The organism is Acinetobacter genomosp. 15BJ, from assembly GCF_000400715.1.
In the GTDB taxonomy this organism is placed as follows: Bacteria; Pseudomonadota; Gammaproteobacteria; order Pseudomonadales; family Moraxellaceae; genus Acinetobacter.
In genome coordinates, this window is record NZ_KE007347.1 from 901225 (window position 1) to 917826 (window position 16602).

The window sequence follows — 16602 nt, forward strand, 5'->3', positions numbered from 1 at the left end:
TCAGCTCATAAAAAATGATTTTTTTTCTGTTATTTATTCTTCGGCTTGAATATGGGTGAAATAACCACCTACATACTGCTTAATTTTGAGATCATACGTCTGTGCAAGCATTGCATAGACTTTCTCTAAATGATCAATTGGATAGGTTCCTGATATTTTAATATTTTCAACATCAGTATTGGTTCGTATCATGCCTTTTTGATAAGGTTGTAAACGAGCGACAAACTCCTTTAAGCTCATTTCATTCACCATTAAAAAACCCTTGGTCCATGCAATACTGCTTTCCTCGTAGTTTTTTGTTTTATCTATCGCATGCGCATTAAAGCTCAGCTGTTGTTCTGCTTCAACAATCTGATTTTGCTTTGATTTCTGAGCTGAAACACGAACTTTTCCTTGTGTCACAGTAACCATTGAATATTCAGGTGTCATTTTCACCATATATTTTGTTCCCAAGGCTTGTGCGGAGCCTTGTGGAGTATTTACTACAAATGGGCGATTAAGTTGGTCATGTCGAGTTTCAATCCAGATTTCACCTTTGCGTAAAATAATGGTTCGTTGCTGCTCTGTATATTCAACATCTATGGCAGAAGCGGCATTCAGTAAGATGATTCCTCCATCTGGCAAGGTAATACTTTTTCGATCACCAGTGCCGCTGCGATAGTCAGCAAACCATTGCATCTGTTGACTGCTAAAATACAAGCTTGAACATAATGGAACAAATGCCAATAACCATAAATATTTTTTATAATTCTGCTTTGATGAATAACTCACTTTTTGTACGACAGGTATTACAAGATCGATCGGAACATCTGAAAATTTTGTTTGTAGTAATAACGCCTTCTCCCAAACCTTTTGATGCACTGCACTCTGTAACTGCCATTGCTGCAGTTGTTCAATTTCATCCGATGAAAGCTCGCTTTCTTGCATACGTATGAGCCATTCAATCGCTTGCTCTAAAATTTGTTGTTTATCCAAATTGGACATGAGTTTAGAGATCCTCAGCAGCCAACATTGCTTTCAGACAATGAAGGTAAGCTCGCTGAATATTGCGTTTGACAGTACTGACTGAAATATCCAAGCGATCTGCGATTTCTTGATATTTTAATTTTTCTAACTGAGCATACAAAAATGTTAGAACCACGCTATAAGGTAACTCAGCTAATAACGCCATAACCTCTAATAAGGTTTCAATAATTATGATTTGATGCTCTGGTGATGGTTGTTGTATTTCAGGTTGCTCGATTAAAACCTCAAGATAAGCGCGTTCTACCTCCTTGCGTTGTAACCAGTTCACCATAAGCCCTTTTGCGATATTGACAAGATAGGCTCTGGGTTGCTGAAACTCTAATTGTTGTTGTCGCGCTAACACACGCAGAAAAGTATCTTGAGCCAAGTCTGCAGCATCTGCAGAGTTTCCTAGTTTTTTATATAACCAGTGATAAATCCATGTGTGATGCTGCTGGTATAGCATTGTAATTTGCTGGTCTATCGCAGGAGATGACATAAAATACGCCATTCGGTTATACAAATAATAATTATTATCATTTAAAGTCTTTCTAAATTCAATTGTAATTTATGACTAAACTTTTCTCCCTGCTTCCATATTGAAATTATGATTCAATTCTTTTTTATTTTCGCCCAATTTTAAACAAAGGAACATTGTGCTTCTTTGTTCTGCTATGTAATTGAGATTTTGATCTTTAATAAATAACTTTATGTTTTTAAAAGATATTGATCTAGGTTTTTAAGCGCCACACTGATGTTTGATAATAGTATTTGTTCTGAATAACCATCTCTGGCCTGTACAGATAGACCATGTAGAACCAGCCCATAATATTGCCCTAACTGTTCAGGATCACTGTCATGCTTGAGTTGCCCCTGCAACTTTGCCTGTTCAAAACGTTGAATTAGACTTTCGACGCGTTCAATACGTTGCTGTTTCATCCAATCTAAAAGGTTCTGGTTCTCTTCGCTTAATGCACTTGCTGCAGAGACAACCATACAACCATAAGCGTGGTTCACTTGCGTATAAAGTTTTATCGCATCTTGAAATAATTGATTGATTGCCGCTTTAATATCTTGCTGTTGCAATGCTTGGACGGCAAATCCACCTTCATTTTCTTCGTAATGTTTAACAGCCTCTCTGAAAAGAGCTTCTTTTGAACCAAATGCTTTGTATATACGTGCTGAAGCAATACCCAAAACCTCAACTAAATCTGACATGGATGTTCCTTCATAGCCATGCTGCCAGAAAAAATCTCGTGCTTTGACCAACGCTTTTTCTCTATCAAATTCTCTTGGTCGACCGGCCATAGTGTTTCTTTTTTCAAATTTAGTATTTTTTATTATTAATCGGAAAAATATTTTTCGCAAATAAATCAATATGATTTGTTGTATCTAAAACCAATTGTCGACATTCATTTTAAAAAATAAGTTGTTTTTAAATCATATAAAGCCTATTGTTTGTCGATCAACAACTAATCGAGTTTCAAAGATGCAAACAATCAAAGGCCCAAGTATTCATCTCGCGCAGTTCAGTGATAATGTTTTTCCATTCAATAATTTAGCAAGTATTGCCGCATGGGTTGCGGAGAATGGCTTCAAAGCTGTTCAACTTCCTGCTTGGGATAAACGATTATTTGATGTCAATTTAGCAGCTGAAAGTCAGAATTATTGTGATGAGATCAAAGGCATTTTAGATCAAAACGGTTTGCAAATTAGTGAGTTAAGCACGCATATATTTGGTCAATTAATGGCGGTTCATCCTGCTTATGATGCGTTATGTGATGGTTTTGCACCCGCATATTTGCATGGCAAACCAACAGAAAGAACCCAATGGGCTGAACAACAAATGTTAGCTTCGGTTCAAGCTTCTGCACGTTTAGGGCTACATGATATGGGAACTTTCTCTGGTTCTTTAGCATGGCCTTATATCTTTCCCTTCCCCCAACGTCCTGAAGGGTTGATCGAAACAGCTTTTGATGAACTTGCGCGCCGTTGGACTCCCATCTTAAATACCTGTGATGAATACGATGTCAATCTTTGCTATGAGATTCATCCTGGTGAAGATCTGCATGATGGCATTAGCTTTGAAATGTTTTTAGAACGTACCAATCATCACCCACGTTGTCAGATCTTGTTTGACCCTAGCCATTTTATTCTTCAACAACTGAACTACTTAGAATACTTAGATATCTACAAGGACTTCATTCGTATGTTCCATGTAAAAGATGCTGAGTTCACACCTACAGGTCGTCAAGGCATGTACGGTGGCTATCAAAATTGGGGCGATCGAGCCGGCCGCTTCCGTTCTACAGGTGATGGTCAAGTTGATTTTAAATCGATTTTCTCAAAATTAGCGCATAACGACTATCAGGGTTGGGCAACTTTAGAATGGGAATGTTGTCTAAAAAATAAAGATGATGGTGCACGCGAAGGTGCTGAATTTATTAAACAAAATATTATCCATGTGACCGACAAGATATTTGATGACTTTGCAGCTGCGCCAGTGAATCAATCACAAATCAACCAATTATTGGGCATTTAAGACCTAGAACGAGAAATAATGATGACAACGTACACTGAAAAATTATCAAATCAATTTAATCATCACTACATCCATATTGAAGGTAAAAAATTACATTACGTATCCGCAGGAAATGGTCCTGTTGTTTTACTTATTTCGGGGTGGCCTCAAACATGGTATGCATGGCGACATGTCATGGCCAAACTGGCTCAGCATGGTTATCAAGCAATTGCGGTTGATCCACCTGGAACAGGATATTCAGCTCCACTGGATGGTCAATACGATACTGGACGCATTGCCACAATTCTATCTAGCTTGATGTCTGAACTTGGACATCATAGCTATGCCATTATTGGGCATGATATCGGGATGTGGGTTGGCTATGCACTCGCCTGCGACTTTCCTGAATCAGTCACTCGTCTTGCAGTCACAGAAGCTGTAATTCCAGGGTTGGCTCCACCGCCCCCAATTTTTGTTTCACCTGAAGAAAATATTTTTCTATGGCATTTTATGTTTAACCAGATTAGCGATTTGCCTGAAGCTTTAGTGATGGACCGTGAAGAAACCTATCTCAATTATATTTTTGATAAATGGTCATGGCATCGAGATAAAGTTGCTGCTGAAACATATATCGAAGCGTACAAGGTTTCAGGGCGTTTAACAGCAGGTTTTAATTACTATCGAGCTATCCCTGAAACTATTCGCCAAAATAAAATAAGGGAAGCAAAGACTTTAAACATGCCCGTATTTGCAATCGGTGCCGAGCATGCCACAAATGATGCGCCTTATGAAACCATGAAAAAAGTGAGTACTCAGTTATCTAGTGCAATTGTCAAGGATTGTGGACATTTCATTATGGAAGAACAACCAGAAGTATTTTGTTCATTGATTCTTAATTTTTTACAGCAGGAAAAAGCAAGATGACTTTACATATTGAAATCGAAAATTGGCTTAAGTCTCAGTCTGATCTGCCCGCTGCAAACACATTGGATGAACTAAGAGCACAGGTAAATCAATCGATTATCCAACAACAAGGTATTGAAACAGATTCATCTTATCAACACAGCTTTACGGTCATGACTGAGGATCAAGCGGAAATTGAAATTCGTGTTTATGTTCCCTATGCCTTAGAACATGTACAACAACGCCCAGCGATGGTATTTGCTCACGGCGGTGGATGGTGTCTTGGCAGCTTAGATGCGTGGGATCGGGCTTGTCGTTTACTGGCGGAATCGACAGCACAAGTTATATTTTCCGTCGACTATCGTTTAGCGCCAGAAGTTAAGTTCCCAATCCCATTGACCGATTTTTTTACGGCACTGTCTTATATTCAAAAAAATGCATCGGTATTTGGTCTTGATAAAAACCGTATTGCAGTTGCTGGAGACAGTGCTGGAGCGAATATCGCAGCAGCGGCCTGTCTACTGGCAAAACAGCACCCTGAAATTAAAATTAGCCACCAACTGCTGTTCTACCCAGCATTAGATGCCAATATGAGTAACGCTTCTTATCAAACTTATGCACAGGGCTTTGGCTTAACGACGGCTACCATGGCTTATTGTTGGGATCAGTATCTAAATGCTGAGTATGACAAAGTAAATGAACTTGTCAGCCCTTTGCTCGCGCATTCATTACAAGACTTACCCGATGCCACGATTTTTGTATGTGAATACGATCCACTTCGACATGATGGTGAAAAGTATGCAGACAAATTACGGGCGGCTGGAGTCGAGGTAAAATTCCATTTGTTAGAGGGGATGATTCATGGTGCTATGCATATGTTAGCGATCACATCAGACGTGAACGCAATATACGCTAAAGCGGCTAGATAACAGATCTTCGCTGTTCATTTCCCACTTTTTAAGTTTCTTAACGATGGTATTATCCAACAACATAAGTCTTACATTTTGTCAGCGTTGTTGGATACTTAACGTGAACTAAATAGGTTTGATGATAATGACTAAAGCTATTGTACCCATGGATATTCCGCTTTTATTCCAAACGGCTTGGAATGAACATGATATGGTTGCCTTTGCATCGCTATTCTGTGAGGATGCAAGTTTTGTGAATCGCTTTGGTCACTATGTAAAAGGTGTAAAAGCAATTGTTGCCTTGCACAGCCCTATTCATGAAACCATTTATCGCGATTCGACGCTTCAGAATGAAATCATAGAGCTGAGCCCAATCACAGATGATGTGGTCATTATGCATTTTTGGAGCAGATTAACCGCTGGCACTGCTCATCCAGCCGGCCCACATCAAGTGGATACATTGATTCTTGCCGTTCTCAGCAAACAGAATGGATCTTGGCTGATTCGTGCCTTAGAAAATGTGACCCTCACCAACCCAAGAACTGGGCAAGCAATCTTAAGAGATGACTAAAATTTAGAGACTACTTCGTTTCCATCATTACATTCTTGTGCACTAAACCATCATTGTGGCAAGGGATGCTGTTTCGCATGTAATTTTAAAATTCGTCTTAACTCCAAAATCGCTTCTGGTTTTTCCTGAATCGAGTGCCCACCTTGAATTATTTTTTCAGATAAAGCCCCCTCTAAATGCGAGCTGGTATATGGCACGATACCATCTGTCATTTTATTGGGATCTTCGCTTTGGGTGATATTACCAATGATTGAATGGTATGCTAAGCCTTTGATTGGTTGAAGATCCTGACTCATTTTCATAAATTTAGACTGATAGCTTAAATCACTTGGTCCGTTTTCAATGATGCCTGAGGAAAGGTTATTTTTCATTTGCTGTAAGTCAATTTTCTTTTCTTTGACCGTAACCTCGGCTGCAGTTAAAAACTTGCTGGGTAAATGAATAACTTTGCGTAATGCGAGTGTAAACCAGCGATCTGCATAGGCAGTACCTTTATGCGGTGTTGCAATAAAAATAACACGGTTAATTTGATCAATTGGACGGAAGATAAAGCGCTTACTGACGGCGGGTGAGAAAATAAAGTCATGGGCTTTTTCATTATTAATGGCTTCAACAGCCTGCGGACGGATATCAGCCTGCCCCATAATCAAGCGACTAATAATACCCCCCATACTATGTCCAATCAGTACAGCGTCAGACATTGCAGCATCTTTAGGATCATGCATTGAAAATGCCTGTTTCAACAAGGCATAAATCTGGGCGCGGCTTTCTAAAATCGGCATGTTGGTAGAGTAGAAAACCTGCCAAACCTGATATTGCTTACGTAAGTTATCATCCCCTAAAATATCATTAGTCAAAGTAATCCACGCTTCGGGGCTGCTTGCTAAACCATGGATAAAGATAATGATTTTCTTATTCGGTTGATACGGCTCCAACATGAATAAATGTGGCATGCTCAACTGTTCTTTACGATCGATCAAGCTCTTGTAGCCTGTACCACCTAAGTTATTTTCAGCCAACCAAAGACCATATGGTGCTGAATAATTGGCTGTTAATAAATAATTCCCATCCGCGACCTGAACCTCATCATGGCGAAAAGGATCTATCAGCTTGATTTCTAAAGCCGCATTTCGAAGTAAATCTTCAACTTGGGTCTGTTTTAATGGTTGTGCTACAGCAGTAACAGATAAATATCTAGCTGTATGAATATATGGATTTTCCTGAGCAGCATAAAAGGTTTCTGGATCATAAACATAATCTGAGTTGAAAGGCTGCTTATTCTTTGCAACCAACACAAATTCAGAACCAAAGCCATCTCGACGATTGACACTGTAAAATCCAGAAAAATGCATATTGTAGCTCGACTGCAGTAATTGAATATCTGTCGTTGCTAATTCTGGATAATCATCGAAATTGAAAGAGTAACGATGCTGATTAATGAGCAATTGTTTTGGAAACTGAGTAAATTGATAGCGTAAATAAGCCGTCGTAATCAATCGTGAAAGTGCCACATTATAAAAAAGCCGAACCTGCGTTTGCCTCTGATCAAAAATACGCTGTTGAGGTGTATGTTGCGTTTCAAATAAATAGGCATAGCTAAAACGGATACTTTGATCAAGTAAAGTCAGTACTTGATCTAAACACTGATTTTGTTTCGTTGAATGCTGTCTTTCCAACAACGATACATGACATTTTTTTTCTTCACTTAACCGTAGAGCCTGAGCCAAATACACTTCACTGGCTGCAGCATAACGCTGTTCATTATTGTCAGTTAATTTTTTTTCTATAGCCTGTACACATCTATCGGGCTGATTGATACATTCATTGGCTGGAATACCAGTAAGAAGCAAGGTATTTTGTGAAGCATCGCTTAATTGAGGTCTCGTTAAGATGCTTTGAGTTTTATCGGTTAAGGATGCGCTTAAACTTCGTTGTTGAAGTTTGACGAGCTGACAGGCAGATAAGCTGTAAAAGAGACAAAGCAAAACAATGCCCTTTATTAGCGTTTTTCTATTGATTACCATGCGATACAACCTCATACATCACTCTTCAACAACAAAGCACTGAATATATATCTAACTCTGTCCGTTTATGTTTCAGGCTGAACAAAACGATGATGGGCTGCAAGATAGGCCAAATAAAGCACAGGAATGATAAAGAAAGCGACACTCCAAAAATCGAGGTAAACATAAAGAATCGCTCCCAAAAACGCACCGACAATAAAACCGACAACGATGCTTAAGCTTTGTAATAATTTCCGTTTATTTTCAGGATTGGTCTGTCTCATATAATTCGAAATATCGATCCCTAACTGGGTGGTATTTCCTGTCATCATTGTACTTGGACTAATGTGTTTAATTAGAGTTTTACTTGATGTGTTTCGAATTGCCAAGGCAATTAAACCCAAACCACCTGTAAGTGCGACTGTAAGGCTATTTGCATTGTTGAACGGCTCGAAATAAAGTCCAGACAGCATAAAGCCTGTTAAAAAAATGGCTTCACCAAGAAATAGGTAACTCAGCGTCTTACTCTTTTGAGTACTACGATCGATACAATATTTGGTGATCGCCACTGTCACAATGAACAATGGAATCGCAGCAAGTTTGATCCAGATACCAGACCCACCACTCACCCATGCTGCCCCAGCCAGTACCAAGTTTCCTGTTACATGTGCAGTGAAAAAGCCGAACAGTGCGATAAAACCAATGGTATCAATTGCACCACCAACGACAGTGAGTAACACAGGATCTCGACAACTGTCCCATAAGCTTAAGGGCTGTTTTTTTATAATCTCATCCATCTTCTAATTCCTAAAAAACAAGCCTATATTCGGCTAAATTTCAACTGATCAAATTTCTTAGCGCAGGAAGTAATTGTTCACCGATGACCATTCCTAACAGGCCACACAATGCCACTAATGGTGGTGCTGGTGAATTAACACTCAACAAGTAATATATGACACCGACCAAAAGCCCAGCAGCTAAAGAGATCAAATACATTTTCATCGTGCTTTTCCCTAGATTTCACTTAAAATAAAGTGAAATCTATCTGCGCTTCCAAGTTAAAAAGCGAAACAAGAGCAGCCCAATGCACCCCAAAAAGACTTTTTGTCTTTGTCATTAATGGGCACATCCAGTATCCATGCATGGCTATGCCCATGCATACCACAGCTACTAGAACACGCACACGCTGCCGAGCTACTTTGTAACGGTGATAACGAAGGTGCATTGCGATTTTCTGACTGTCGCCATTGCCCACCGAAACGTTTAACTGGTGACCAATCTGGTGATGCCGGTGGAATCGATGGATCTTGATCCTTAAACTCTGCACCTGCATAGACAATTTTGCCATTCATCACCGTCAAAACAGACTCAATCCATTGAATTTCATCATCTTCCACAGCAAAGTAGTCATCTGAAAGCACAATCAGATCAGCAAGCTCACCAGAACTTAACGCACCTTTGTGCTGATGTTCTCCAGAGAACCAAGCAGAACCTTTGGTCCAGAGCTTTAACGCTGTTTTTCTGTCTAATAGATTTTGTTCATCATAAAGTGGTAAACCACCGACTGTTTTGCCTGTACTTAACCAACTTAAGCAGACCCATGGGTTATATGAAGCAACACGTGTGGCGTCAGTACCTGCACCAACAGGCACGCCTAACTCCAGCATTTTTTTCACAGGTGGAGTTGATTTTGCAGCGTCCAAACCATAGCGCTGAACAAAGATTTCACCTTGATAAGCCATACGATGTTGAATCGCGATACCACCACCTAAAGCACCAATCCGTTCTATATTTCTATCTGAAACAGTTTCAGCATGATCGATAATGAAACGTGTCGCAAAAGGCTGCCTACCATTGACGCGCTCGAAAACATTCAATAAGCGATTGATACTTTCATCATAGGTGGCATGTATGCGAAATGGCCATTTCTTTTCAGCCAGTAACTCAACAATGCTTTCTAGTTCAGCTTCCATCTTTTCAGGTAAGTCTGGTCGTGGTTCATAGAAATTTTCAAAGTCTCCTGCTGACCATGTCAGGTTTTCCCCTGCGCCATTTACCTTCAGTAATTCATCGCCATCACCGGGGAATGTCATCTCCGTCCATTTTTTATAATCATCAAGTTCTTCTCCTGCTTTTTGCGCAAATAAGTTATAAGCAATCCGAACTGTCATTTGATCATTATTATGCAGAGACTGAATCACCTCATAATCATCAGGATAATTTTGGCCACCACCACCTGCATCAATTGCGGAGGTAATACCTAAACGATTTAGTTCACGCATAAAATGACGTGTAGAATTGACCTGGTCTTCAAGCGGCAGTTTTGGTGCCTTTCCTAAAGTAGAATAGAGGATCATTGCAGATGGTGTCGCGAGAAGTAGTCCTGTCGGCTCACCCCTCTCATTTCTCTCAATCTTTCCACCTGGTGGGTCTGGCGTATCTTTATTAAAGCCCAGCACATTAAGTGCAACACGATTCAACATAGCACTGGCATAAAGATGTAAGACAAATACGGGAGTATCTGGCGCTGCTCGATTCAACTCTTCCAATGTCGGCATTCTTTTTTCCACAAACTGAAATTCAGTCCAACCGCCCACGACTCTCACCCATTGTGGTGCTGGTGTATTCTCTGCTTGCTCTTTTAACAGTCTCAATGCATCTGAAAGTGAAGGAACACCTTCCCAACGCAACTCCATGTTGTAGTTCAAACCACCTCTAATAATATGCAAGTGGCTATCATTTAAACCAGGAATGACTCGACGACCATTTAAATCAATCACTTTGGTTGTACTGTTTGATAAGCGCATGATGTCATCATCACTGCCCGTTTTTACAACTTTTCCATCAGCAATTGCAATTGCTTGCGCCTCTGAAGTCTGTTCATCAAGGGTGGTTATTTTGGCATTTCTTAAAATCAATTGAACGTCTGACATCAGTCATTCCCTCCGAACCTAGCCTTATTATTTTCAGTTTTAGGTGGTGGAGGCATATCATGCCTCCACCATTTTTAATTATTTCGCTGCAATCGGTGCCAATACTTCATGGGGTGAAGTGGTACGTTCCGCTGCTTTATGTACCATGGTATATGCATAGTCGACACCCATCCCATAGGCACCTGAATGTTCCCGAACAATATCCATCACTGCGTTATAAGTATCACGTTTTGCCCAATCACGTTGCCATTCAAGTAAAACTTGTTGCCATGTCACTGGAATGACACCCGCTTGGATCATTCGTTGCATTGCATAATCATGTGCTTCTTTGCTAGTACCACCTGAAGCATCTGCAACCATGTAAATTTCATAACCGCCTTCCAGCATCGCACTTAAAGCAAATGAGTTATTACATACCTCTGTCCATAAGCCTGAAACAATTACTTTTTTGCGTTTATTATTTGCTAAGGCATCACGCACTTTCTGATCATCCCAAGAGTTCATTGAAGTACGTTCTAATAATGGTGCTTGAGGAAATACATCTAACAGTTCTGGATAGGTATGACCTGAAAAGCTTTCTGTTTCAACGGTTGTAATGATGCATGGAATATCAAAAACTTTAGCAGCTTTTGCTAAACCGACTGTATTGTTTTTAAGTACTTGACGATCAATCGACTGTACCCCGAATGCCATTTGTGGCTGATGATCAATAAAAATAATTTGGCAGTTTTGTGCAGTCAATAGTTCTAAATTTGAATGGCTCATATTGAATTTCCTTGTTTATCGATGTTTTCTGAACACAGGATTAATATTGCAAATTAAGAAAAAGAACACAGCAGTATTATTAAGACGAATTGTTCTATTTATAAAACAAAAATATTGAATTTACGTGATATTTCATACTTATTGAAACACTGATAAAGATTATTTCTGTATGGCATTAAAGAAAAAGACCAGCTAATAACTTAACTGGTCTTTTCAAAATATTCTTTTATCTTTTATCTTTTATAGATAAAGAGAATGTCTATATTTTTAAGTAAGTTAGAAATTTACAGTCCATGACAATTGTGCCGTGCGAGGTGTGCCAAGGAATAAATAATCATCGCCGAAGAAACTCCCTGCATCTCGCCAGTATTTTTTATTAAATAGGTTATCTACATTTAATCTCAAGGTATTGTCATAACCATAAGCACGGAAATTATAAGCTGTACCCACATTAAATACCGTATAGCCCGACACTTTTACAGTACCTGTTTTCTCTGCATATTTACTGCCGCTGTACTGCATACCGGCCAACAAGCGCAACCCGTCGACTTGTGGGAGTTGATAAGATAGATAACTCGCGAAACGAACTGTTGGTACATTCTGGGTTTGATGCCCTTGGTATTCAGCAACAGCTAGGTCTTTTAAACGTGAACGAGTAAGTGCCAAGCTCGATGTCATATCGAGATTTCGACCCAGCCGCCCCTGTACACCGAGTTCCAGACCGATATTATGTTGTTGACCTTCGCTAACATAGTAATTGTCTGCGTTGGTATATTGATTATCCTGTTTTAAATCAAACAGAGCCGCCGTAAAAAGTACATCTTGCCATTGCTGCTTAATCCCCAATTCATACTGTGTTGAATGTACAGGCGCTAAAGTTGCAAAAGCATTGCCCGTAATCCCTTTATCTGGGTTGCCTGTAGCAAACCATGGTGCTTGTCCACCATCACTTAAACCTTTGGCATAGGAAGCATATACATGAGTACGTTGCCAAGGCTGATACATCACTGCAAACTGCGGCAAAAAGCGATTAAAATTAGTGTCTCTGATTTTGTTCCCTTCTGCATCATAAGCATCTTCATTTAAATGCAAAAGCTTTCCGCCCGCCAAAACTGACCAATTGTTATTAAAATCAATCTGATCTAATACATTCAAGGCTGTTTGCTGACTATTTAATGATTTGTAATGCTGGCCTAGCTTCTTGTCACTCGGTGTATATTGAATAGGATCAGTATAAATATTTCCCGTACCCACTAACTCATTAATCGCATCATATTGTGCATGGCGCTTATAGCTTTGTGATAACTCTAAGTTGAGTTTGTGTTGCCATGACCCTGTGTCGAACTTACCGTTTAATCCAGCTTTAAATTGATTGGTTAGATAGCTGTCATCAGGGCTGCGAAACTCATAAATATCATAGTTGCCATTTTGATCAAAGCTATTTCCTAGACCCGTTGTTTGGCATATTTCACTATAGCATCCCCAAGCAAATGCTGAATAATCATCAACCACCACTCGACTTTGTGACGCTGCAAGATTTGCTTTCCAGTCATCATTTATTTGGTAAGTATACTTTAAACCCGTATTCAGACTCTCATTAATAACAGGTTTACCCCAGCTTTGATGCCCCAATAAACGATTCCACTCAACATCTGTAGGTACTGTTTTGCCATCAAGCAATTGATAACCCGGTACTGATCGTTGACGTTGGCGTTGTGATTCGAGATCAAATTCGATTTTTGAGCGATCTGAAATTTTCCAGTCCAATGCGACAGAACCAAACCAACGTTGTCCATTGGCATGCTCGACATAGGGATGAATTTCTTCTTTGGCAAGATTGACTCGATAGCCAAATTGCTGATCTGCACCGAGCAGACCACCTAAGTCCGCGGCTACACGATTACCGCCATGACTATCTGTTTCCACGGTGACCGAACGAATATCTTTGGGACGTTTGGTCACATAGTTAACCACACCAGCAGGCGTAGACATCCCACTTTGAATAGCACTAATACCTTTTAGAATTTCAACCTGTTCTTTATTCTCAAGTGCAACATTTTGCTCACCTCGTAGCAAGTTACCATTCAATAAGTAACTCGATCCTAAATTTAAAGCAAAGCCACGCATGACAAAATTGGGGTAATAACCAATTGGCGCATAACCATCACCAACAGCTGCATCATTTTTAACAACATCTGATAGTGTTTTTGCATGTTGATCTGCAATCCGTGCAGCGGTTACTGTGCTGATAGAAGCTGGAATTTCAGCAAGATTTTGTTGAGTAAAACCCGATAAATTAACAGTCGGTTGATAATAGGAACCCCCTGCTGTTTGGGCTTTTATTGTGATGGGTGCTAATCGCGGTGTATCACCTTCAGTTTCAGCATAGGCTGATATGGAACTTAGCCCAAGACATGAAAAAGAACCAACCGCCAATAATGCTTTTTGTAAACGAGAAAATGGATACGTTTTCACAGTCGTTGTCTAACCCCAAAAGATAATCTTACAGCATGAATTTTACGGGCTTGAGTATTCACAATTTTCCCAAATTGAACAAGCATGTTATGCAACATATCTCACTTTTTTAGAAAATTTTTCGATACAAAATCAATGAAAGAAATAAGTGTTGCTTGAGTTCAGTATAAGCTTGCACATTTTTAATATAGAATCATTCTCAATTACAATTCCGTCAATTTAAAAGTAATCTCAGGGTAAAATCAAAGGAAATAAGATGATAAAAGATAAACTGTTAAACCGGAAAAATGAAGTCAAACAGCTCATTCCACTTTTATCAATCAGTGGACTTATCTTTTTATCCAACTCATCTTTTGCCGCCTCAACTATAGAAACTACGAATTCTGAGAAAGGCTCAGAAGTACTGCCGACCATTGCCATTACAGCTTCACGTGCAGATGAACTTTCTTCCTCGGCAAAGCAAGTCACCAAATTAGATGAAAAACAAATTGAACTTTTGAAAAACTCCTCTTCAGGAAATATTGCCACTGTACTAGCAAAAATAGTCCCAGGTTTATCTGATTCAAGTCGTACCATTACCGATTATGGACAAACTTTACGTGGTCGTAATGCGCTGATCTTAGTCGATGGCGTACCCATGAATTTAACCCGAGACACCTCCAGAGGACTTTCTGCAATTGATCCTGAAAGTATTAGCAGTATAGAAGTCATCCGTGGCAGTAATGCTATATATGGCAGTGGTGCAGCTGGAGGTACAATTTCCATTAGCACAAAAGCTGCAGGTGGTGAACCTACAGCAAAAACAGTGATTGGACTGCAAAGTGGCTTAACTAATCTTCGCTCCGATGCCTTGAGTGGTGACATCCATCAATATTTTTCTGGCAGCCTTAATAACTTCGATTATGCATTAGATTTTGGTTACCAGCATATTGGTAGCCCCTATGATGCAAGAGGCAGACGTGTTGCCCCTGAACCTAGTCAGGGAGACCAGTTTGATGCCGATGCCTATAGTGTGGGCGCCAAGCTTGGTTACCACATCGATGACAATCAATATCTTCAGTTTGCCGCAAATTATTATAACGCTGAACAAGACTCAGACTATGCATCTGATCCGAGTGTAGCCCAACTCCCTGCGGGAAGCGTTCCTGCCAAAGCAATTAAGGGGCTTAAACTAAAAGACCAGAATAAGAACGAAAACCAAATCTACAATTTAACCTATTCGAATAAAGATTTTTTTGGCAACAAAGTAGATGCCCAAGTCTATTACCGAGATTTCTTTACTCGTTTTGCTCCATTTGATGCCCGTAAAGTGGCAACACGCGGTGGACAAGTGGATCAGGTATACCAAGACAATAATGTGCTGGGTAGCCGTTTAACGGTCAATACACCACTTGAGTTCTTGGGCGACACCTCAATTGTTTGGGGTGGTGACTTTAGCCGTGAACAAAGTGAAATGCCATTAGATACTTTTGATCCAAAAATTTATGATCAGTCTGGTGGTCTGGAATTTGTCAAAAATGGCAAATTGATCTACCTACCAGAACTCACCACTCAAAGTATCGGTGGATTTGCTCAATTAAAGCACCGTTTCAGTGACCAATGGTCAGCGGAAGTAGGTACACGCTATGAAGACAGCTATGCCAAAATTGACAGCTTTATTCCATTGTCCCAACTCGGCAAAGCTAATCCATATACGGTACAAGGTGGAAAAGTTAAAGCAGATGCTTGGCTGTACAACGCGAATGTCAGCTTTGCACCAAACGATGAACACTCGATTTACGCCTCCTTTAATCAAGGTTTCCAATTACCCGATGTTGGTATTGTCATTCGAAATGCTAACGTAGGCTTTAACTTAGCCTCTTCATTTTTAGAGCCAGTGAAAGTGGATAATTATGAACTTGGCTGGAATGGTCATTTTAATAATTTTAGTTCTAGTTTAGCGGTGTTCCATTCCAAATCAGATCTAGGCGGTGTTCAGTCATTTAACAATGGTTTAGTGCTGGCCAGAACAAAAGAAAAAGTGACGGGTGTTGAAGCAACGCTTGACTATCTTGACGATGCTAAAGTATGGGGAACTGGTGGTAGTGTTACTTGGATGAAAGGTTGTGAAACACCGCAGAATAGTAATACCGAGCAAGATATGACAGGTTATCGTATTCCACCATTAAAACTCACTGGATACATCTCTTATAGCCCAACAGATACATGGACTAACCGTCTACAGGCGACTTATTTCGGCGCAGAAGATTATCGCTTAAATGGTGTGAATAGTTTTGGTCGTTATGATGTGAAGTCATACACAACTGCAGACTTACTCAGCAGCTTCGCACTAAACAAAAAGGACACCATGACTATTGGCTTAGAAAATATATTTAATAATCAGTATTACCCGCTCTATAGTCAACTGATGAGAAATAGTAATAATACCAGTCACTTATTAGCGAATGGTATAACGCTCAAAGTGTCTTATAGTCATAAGTGGTAATTTAAAAAGTAATAGCCGCTCAAAAGCGGCTAT

14 protein-coding genes are annotated in these 16602 nt (G+C 39.8%); 5 read left to right on the forward strand and 9 right to left on the reverse strand.

Annotated features, from left to right (window positions below; genetic code table 11):
- Positions 1-33: 33 nt before the first annotated feature.
- From F896_RS09900 to F896_RS09890, 3 genes are all read right to left on the reverse strand, one after another.
- Positions 34-984 (reverse strand): FecR family protein, encoded by a 951-nt coding sequence (locus tag F896_RS09900; RefSeq protein WP_016163692.1) that lies wholly within the window; start codon positions 982-984, stop codon positions 34-36.
- A gap of 4 nt (positions 985-988) precedes the next feature.
- Entirely contained in the window at positions 989-1504 is a 516-nt protein-coding gene (locus tag F896_RS09895) for a sigma-70 family RNA polymerase sigma factor (protein WP_032882209.1), read from the reverse strand.
- Positions 1505-1713: 209 nt separating this feature from the next.
- Positions 1714-2313: a TetR/AcrR family transcriptional regulator gene (locus tag F896_RS09890; protein WP_016163694.1), complete on the reverse strand. Its 600-nt coding sequence runs from the start codon at positions 2311-2313 to the stop codon at positions 1714-1716.
- Positions 2314-2494: 181 nt separating this feature from the next.
- Between F896_RS09890 and F896_RS09885 the strand changes: the two genes are divergently transcribed.
- The 4 genes from F896_RS09885 (at position 2495) to F896_RS09870 (ending at position 5908) form a co-directional block, all read left to right on the forward strand.
- Entirely contained in the window at positions 2495-3547 is a 1053-nt protein-coding gene (locus F896_RS09885; RefSeq protein ID WP_016163695.1) for a sugar phosphate isomerase/epimerase family protein, read from the forward strand.
- Between the two features lie 18 nt (positions 3548-3565).
- The gene (locus F896_RS09880; protein ID WP_016163696.1) at positions 3566-4450 is read left to right on the forward strand and encodes an alpha/beta fold hydrolase; all 885 of its coding nucleotides are present in this window, start codon (positions 3566-3568) and stop codon (positions 4448-4450) included.
- Entirely contained in the window at positions 4447-5358 is a 912-nt protein-coding gene (locus F896_RS09875; protein WP_016163697.1) for an alpha/beta hydrolase, read from the forward strand. The genes F896_RS09880 and F896_RS09875 overlap by 4 nt, the downstream gene beginning before the upstream one ends.
- Positions 5359-5482: 124 nt before the next feature.
- Entirely contained in the window at positions 5483-5908 is a 426-nt protein-coding gene (locus tag F896_RS09870) for an SgcJ/EcaC family oxidoreductase (RefSeq protein ID WP_016163698.1), read from the forward strand.
- Between the two features lie 50 nt (positions 5909-5958).
- Here F896_RS09870 and F896_RS09865 read toward each other — a convergent pair whose 3' ends face one another.
- From F896_RS09865 to F896_RS09845, 6 genes are all read right to left on the reverse strand, one after another.
- Complete coding sequence (locus tag F896_RS09865) at positions 5959-7932, reverse strand: esterase/lipase family protein (protein WP_016163699.1); 1974 nt, start codon at positions 7930-7932, stop codon at positions 5959-5961.
- A gap of 65 nt (positions 7933-7997) precedes the next feature.
- Entirely contained in the window at positions 7998-8708 is a 711-nt protein-coding gene (locus F896_RS09860) for a YoaK family protein (RefSeq protein ID WP_016163700.1), read from the reverse strand.
- Between the two features lie 40 nt (positions 8709-8748).
- Entirely contained in the window at positions 8749-8913 is a 165-nt protein-coding gene (locus F896_RS20410; RefSeq protein ID WP_016163701.1) for a DUF1427 family protein, read from the reverse strand.
- A gap of 56 nt (positions 8914-8969) precedes the next feature.
- A complete protein-coding gene (locus F896_RS09855) occupies positions 8970-10844 on the reverse strand; it encodes an amidohydrolase (RefSeq protein WP_016163702.1) in 1875 nt (624 codons plus the stop codon).
- Between the two features lie 78 nt (positions 10845-10922).
- Positions 10923-11609 (reverse strand): hydrolase, encoded by a 687-nt coding sequence (locus tag F896_RS09850; RefSeq protein WP_016163703.1) that lies wholly within the window; start codon positions 11607-11609, stop codon positions 10923-10925.
- A 276-nt stretch (positions 11610-11885) separates the two neighbouring features.
- Positions 11886-14084 (reverse strand): TonB-dependent siderophore receptor, encoded by a 2199-nt coding sequence (locus tag F896_RS09845; RefSeq protein WP_016163704.1) that lies wholly within the window; start codon positions 14082-14084, stop codon positions 11886-11888.
- Positions 14085-14340: 256 nt separating this feature from the next.
- On the opposite strand from F896_RS09845, the gene F896_RS09840 reads away from it, so the two are divergent.
- The gene (locus F896_RS09840; RefSeq protein ID WP_016163705.1) at positions 14341-16569 is read left to right on the forward strand and encodes a TonB-dependent receptor; all 2229 of its coding nucleotides are present in this window, start codon (positions 14341-14343) and stop codon (positions 16567-16569) included.
- Positions 16570-16602 lie beyond the last annotated feature (33 nt).

What these genes read in the sequence shown, in the direction of transcription:
- F896_RS09900 (WP_016163692.1), bottom strand. Translation starts at nt 984, where the DNA reads ATGTCCAATTTGGATAAACAACAAATTTTAGAGCAAGCGATTGAATGG.
- F896_RS09895 (WP_032882209.1), bottom strand. Translation starts at nt 1,504, where the DNA reads ATGTCATCTCCTGCGATAGACCAGCAAATTACAATGCTATACCAGCAG.
- F896_RS09890 (WP_016163694.1), bottom strand. Translation starts at nt 2,313, where the DNA reads ATGGCCGGTCGACCAAGAGAATTTGATAGAGAAAAAGCGTTGGTCAAA.
- F896_RS09885 (WP_016163695.1), top strand. Translation starts at nt 2,495, where the DNA reads ATGCAAACAATCAAAGGCCCAAGTATTCATCTCGCGCAGTTCAGTGAT.
- F896_RS09880 (WP_016163696.1), top strand. Translation starts at nt 3,566, where the DNA reads ATGATGACAACGTACACTGAAAAATTATCAAATCAATTTAATCATCAC.
- F896_RS09875 (WP_016163697.1), top strand. Translation starts at nt 4,447, where the DNA reads ATGACTTTACATATTGAAATCGAAAATTGGCTTAAGTCTCAGTCTGAT.
- F896_RS09870 (WP_016163698.1), top strand. Translation starts at nt 5,483, where the DNA reads ATGACTAAAGCTATTGTACCCATGGATATTCCGCTTTTATTCCAAACG.
- F896_RS09865 (WP_016163699.1), bottom strand. Translation starts at nt 7,932, where the DNA reads ATGGTAATCAATAGAAAAACGCTAATAAAGGGCATTGTTTTGCTTTGT.
- F896_RS09860 (WP_016163700.1), bottom strand. Translation starts at nt 8,708, where the DNA reads ATGGATGAGATTATAAAAAAACAGCCCTTAAGCTTATGGGACAGTTGT.
- F896_RS20410 (WP_016163701.1), bottom strand. Translation starts at nt 8,913, where the DNA reads ATGAAAATGTATTTGATCTCTTTAGCTGCTGGGCTTTTGGTCGGTGTC.
- F896_RS09855 (WP_016163702.1), bottom strand. Translation starts at nt 10,844, where the DNA reads ATGTCAGACGTTCAATTGATTTTAAGAAATGCCAAAATAACCACCCTT.
- F896_RS09850 (WP_016163703.1), bottom strand. Translation starts at nt 11,609, where the DNA reads ATGAGCCATTCAAATTTAGAACTATTGACTGCACAAAACTGCCAAATT.
- F896_RS09840 (WP_016163705.1), top strand. Translation starts at nt 14,341, where the DNA reads ATGATAAAAGATAAACTGTTAAACCGGAAAAATGAAGTCAAACAGCTC.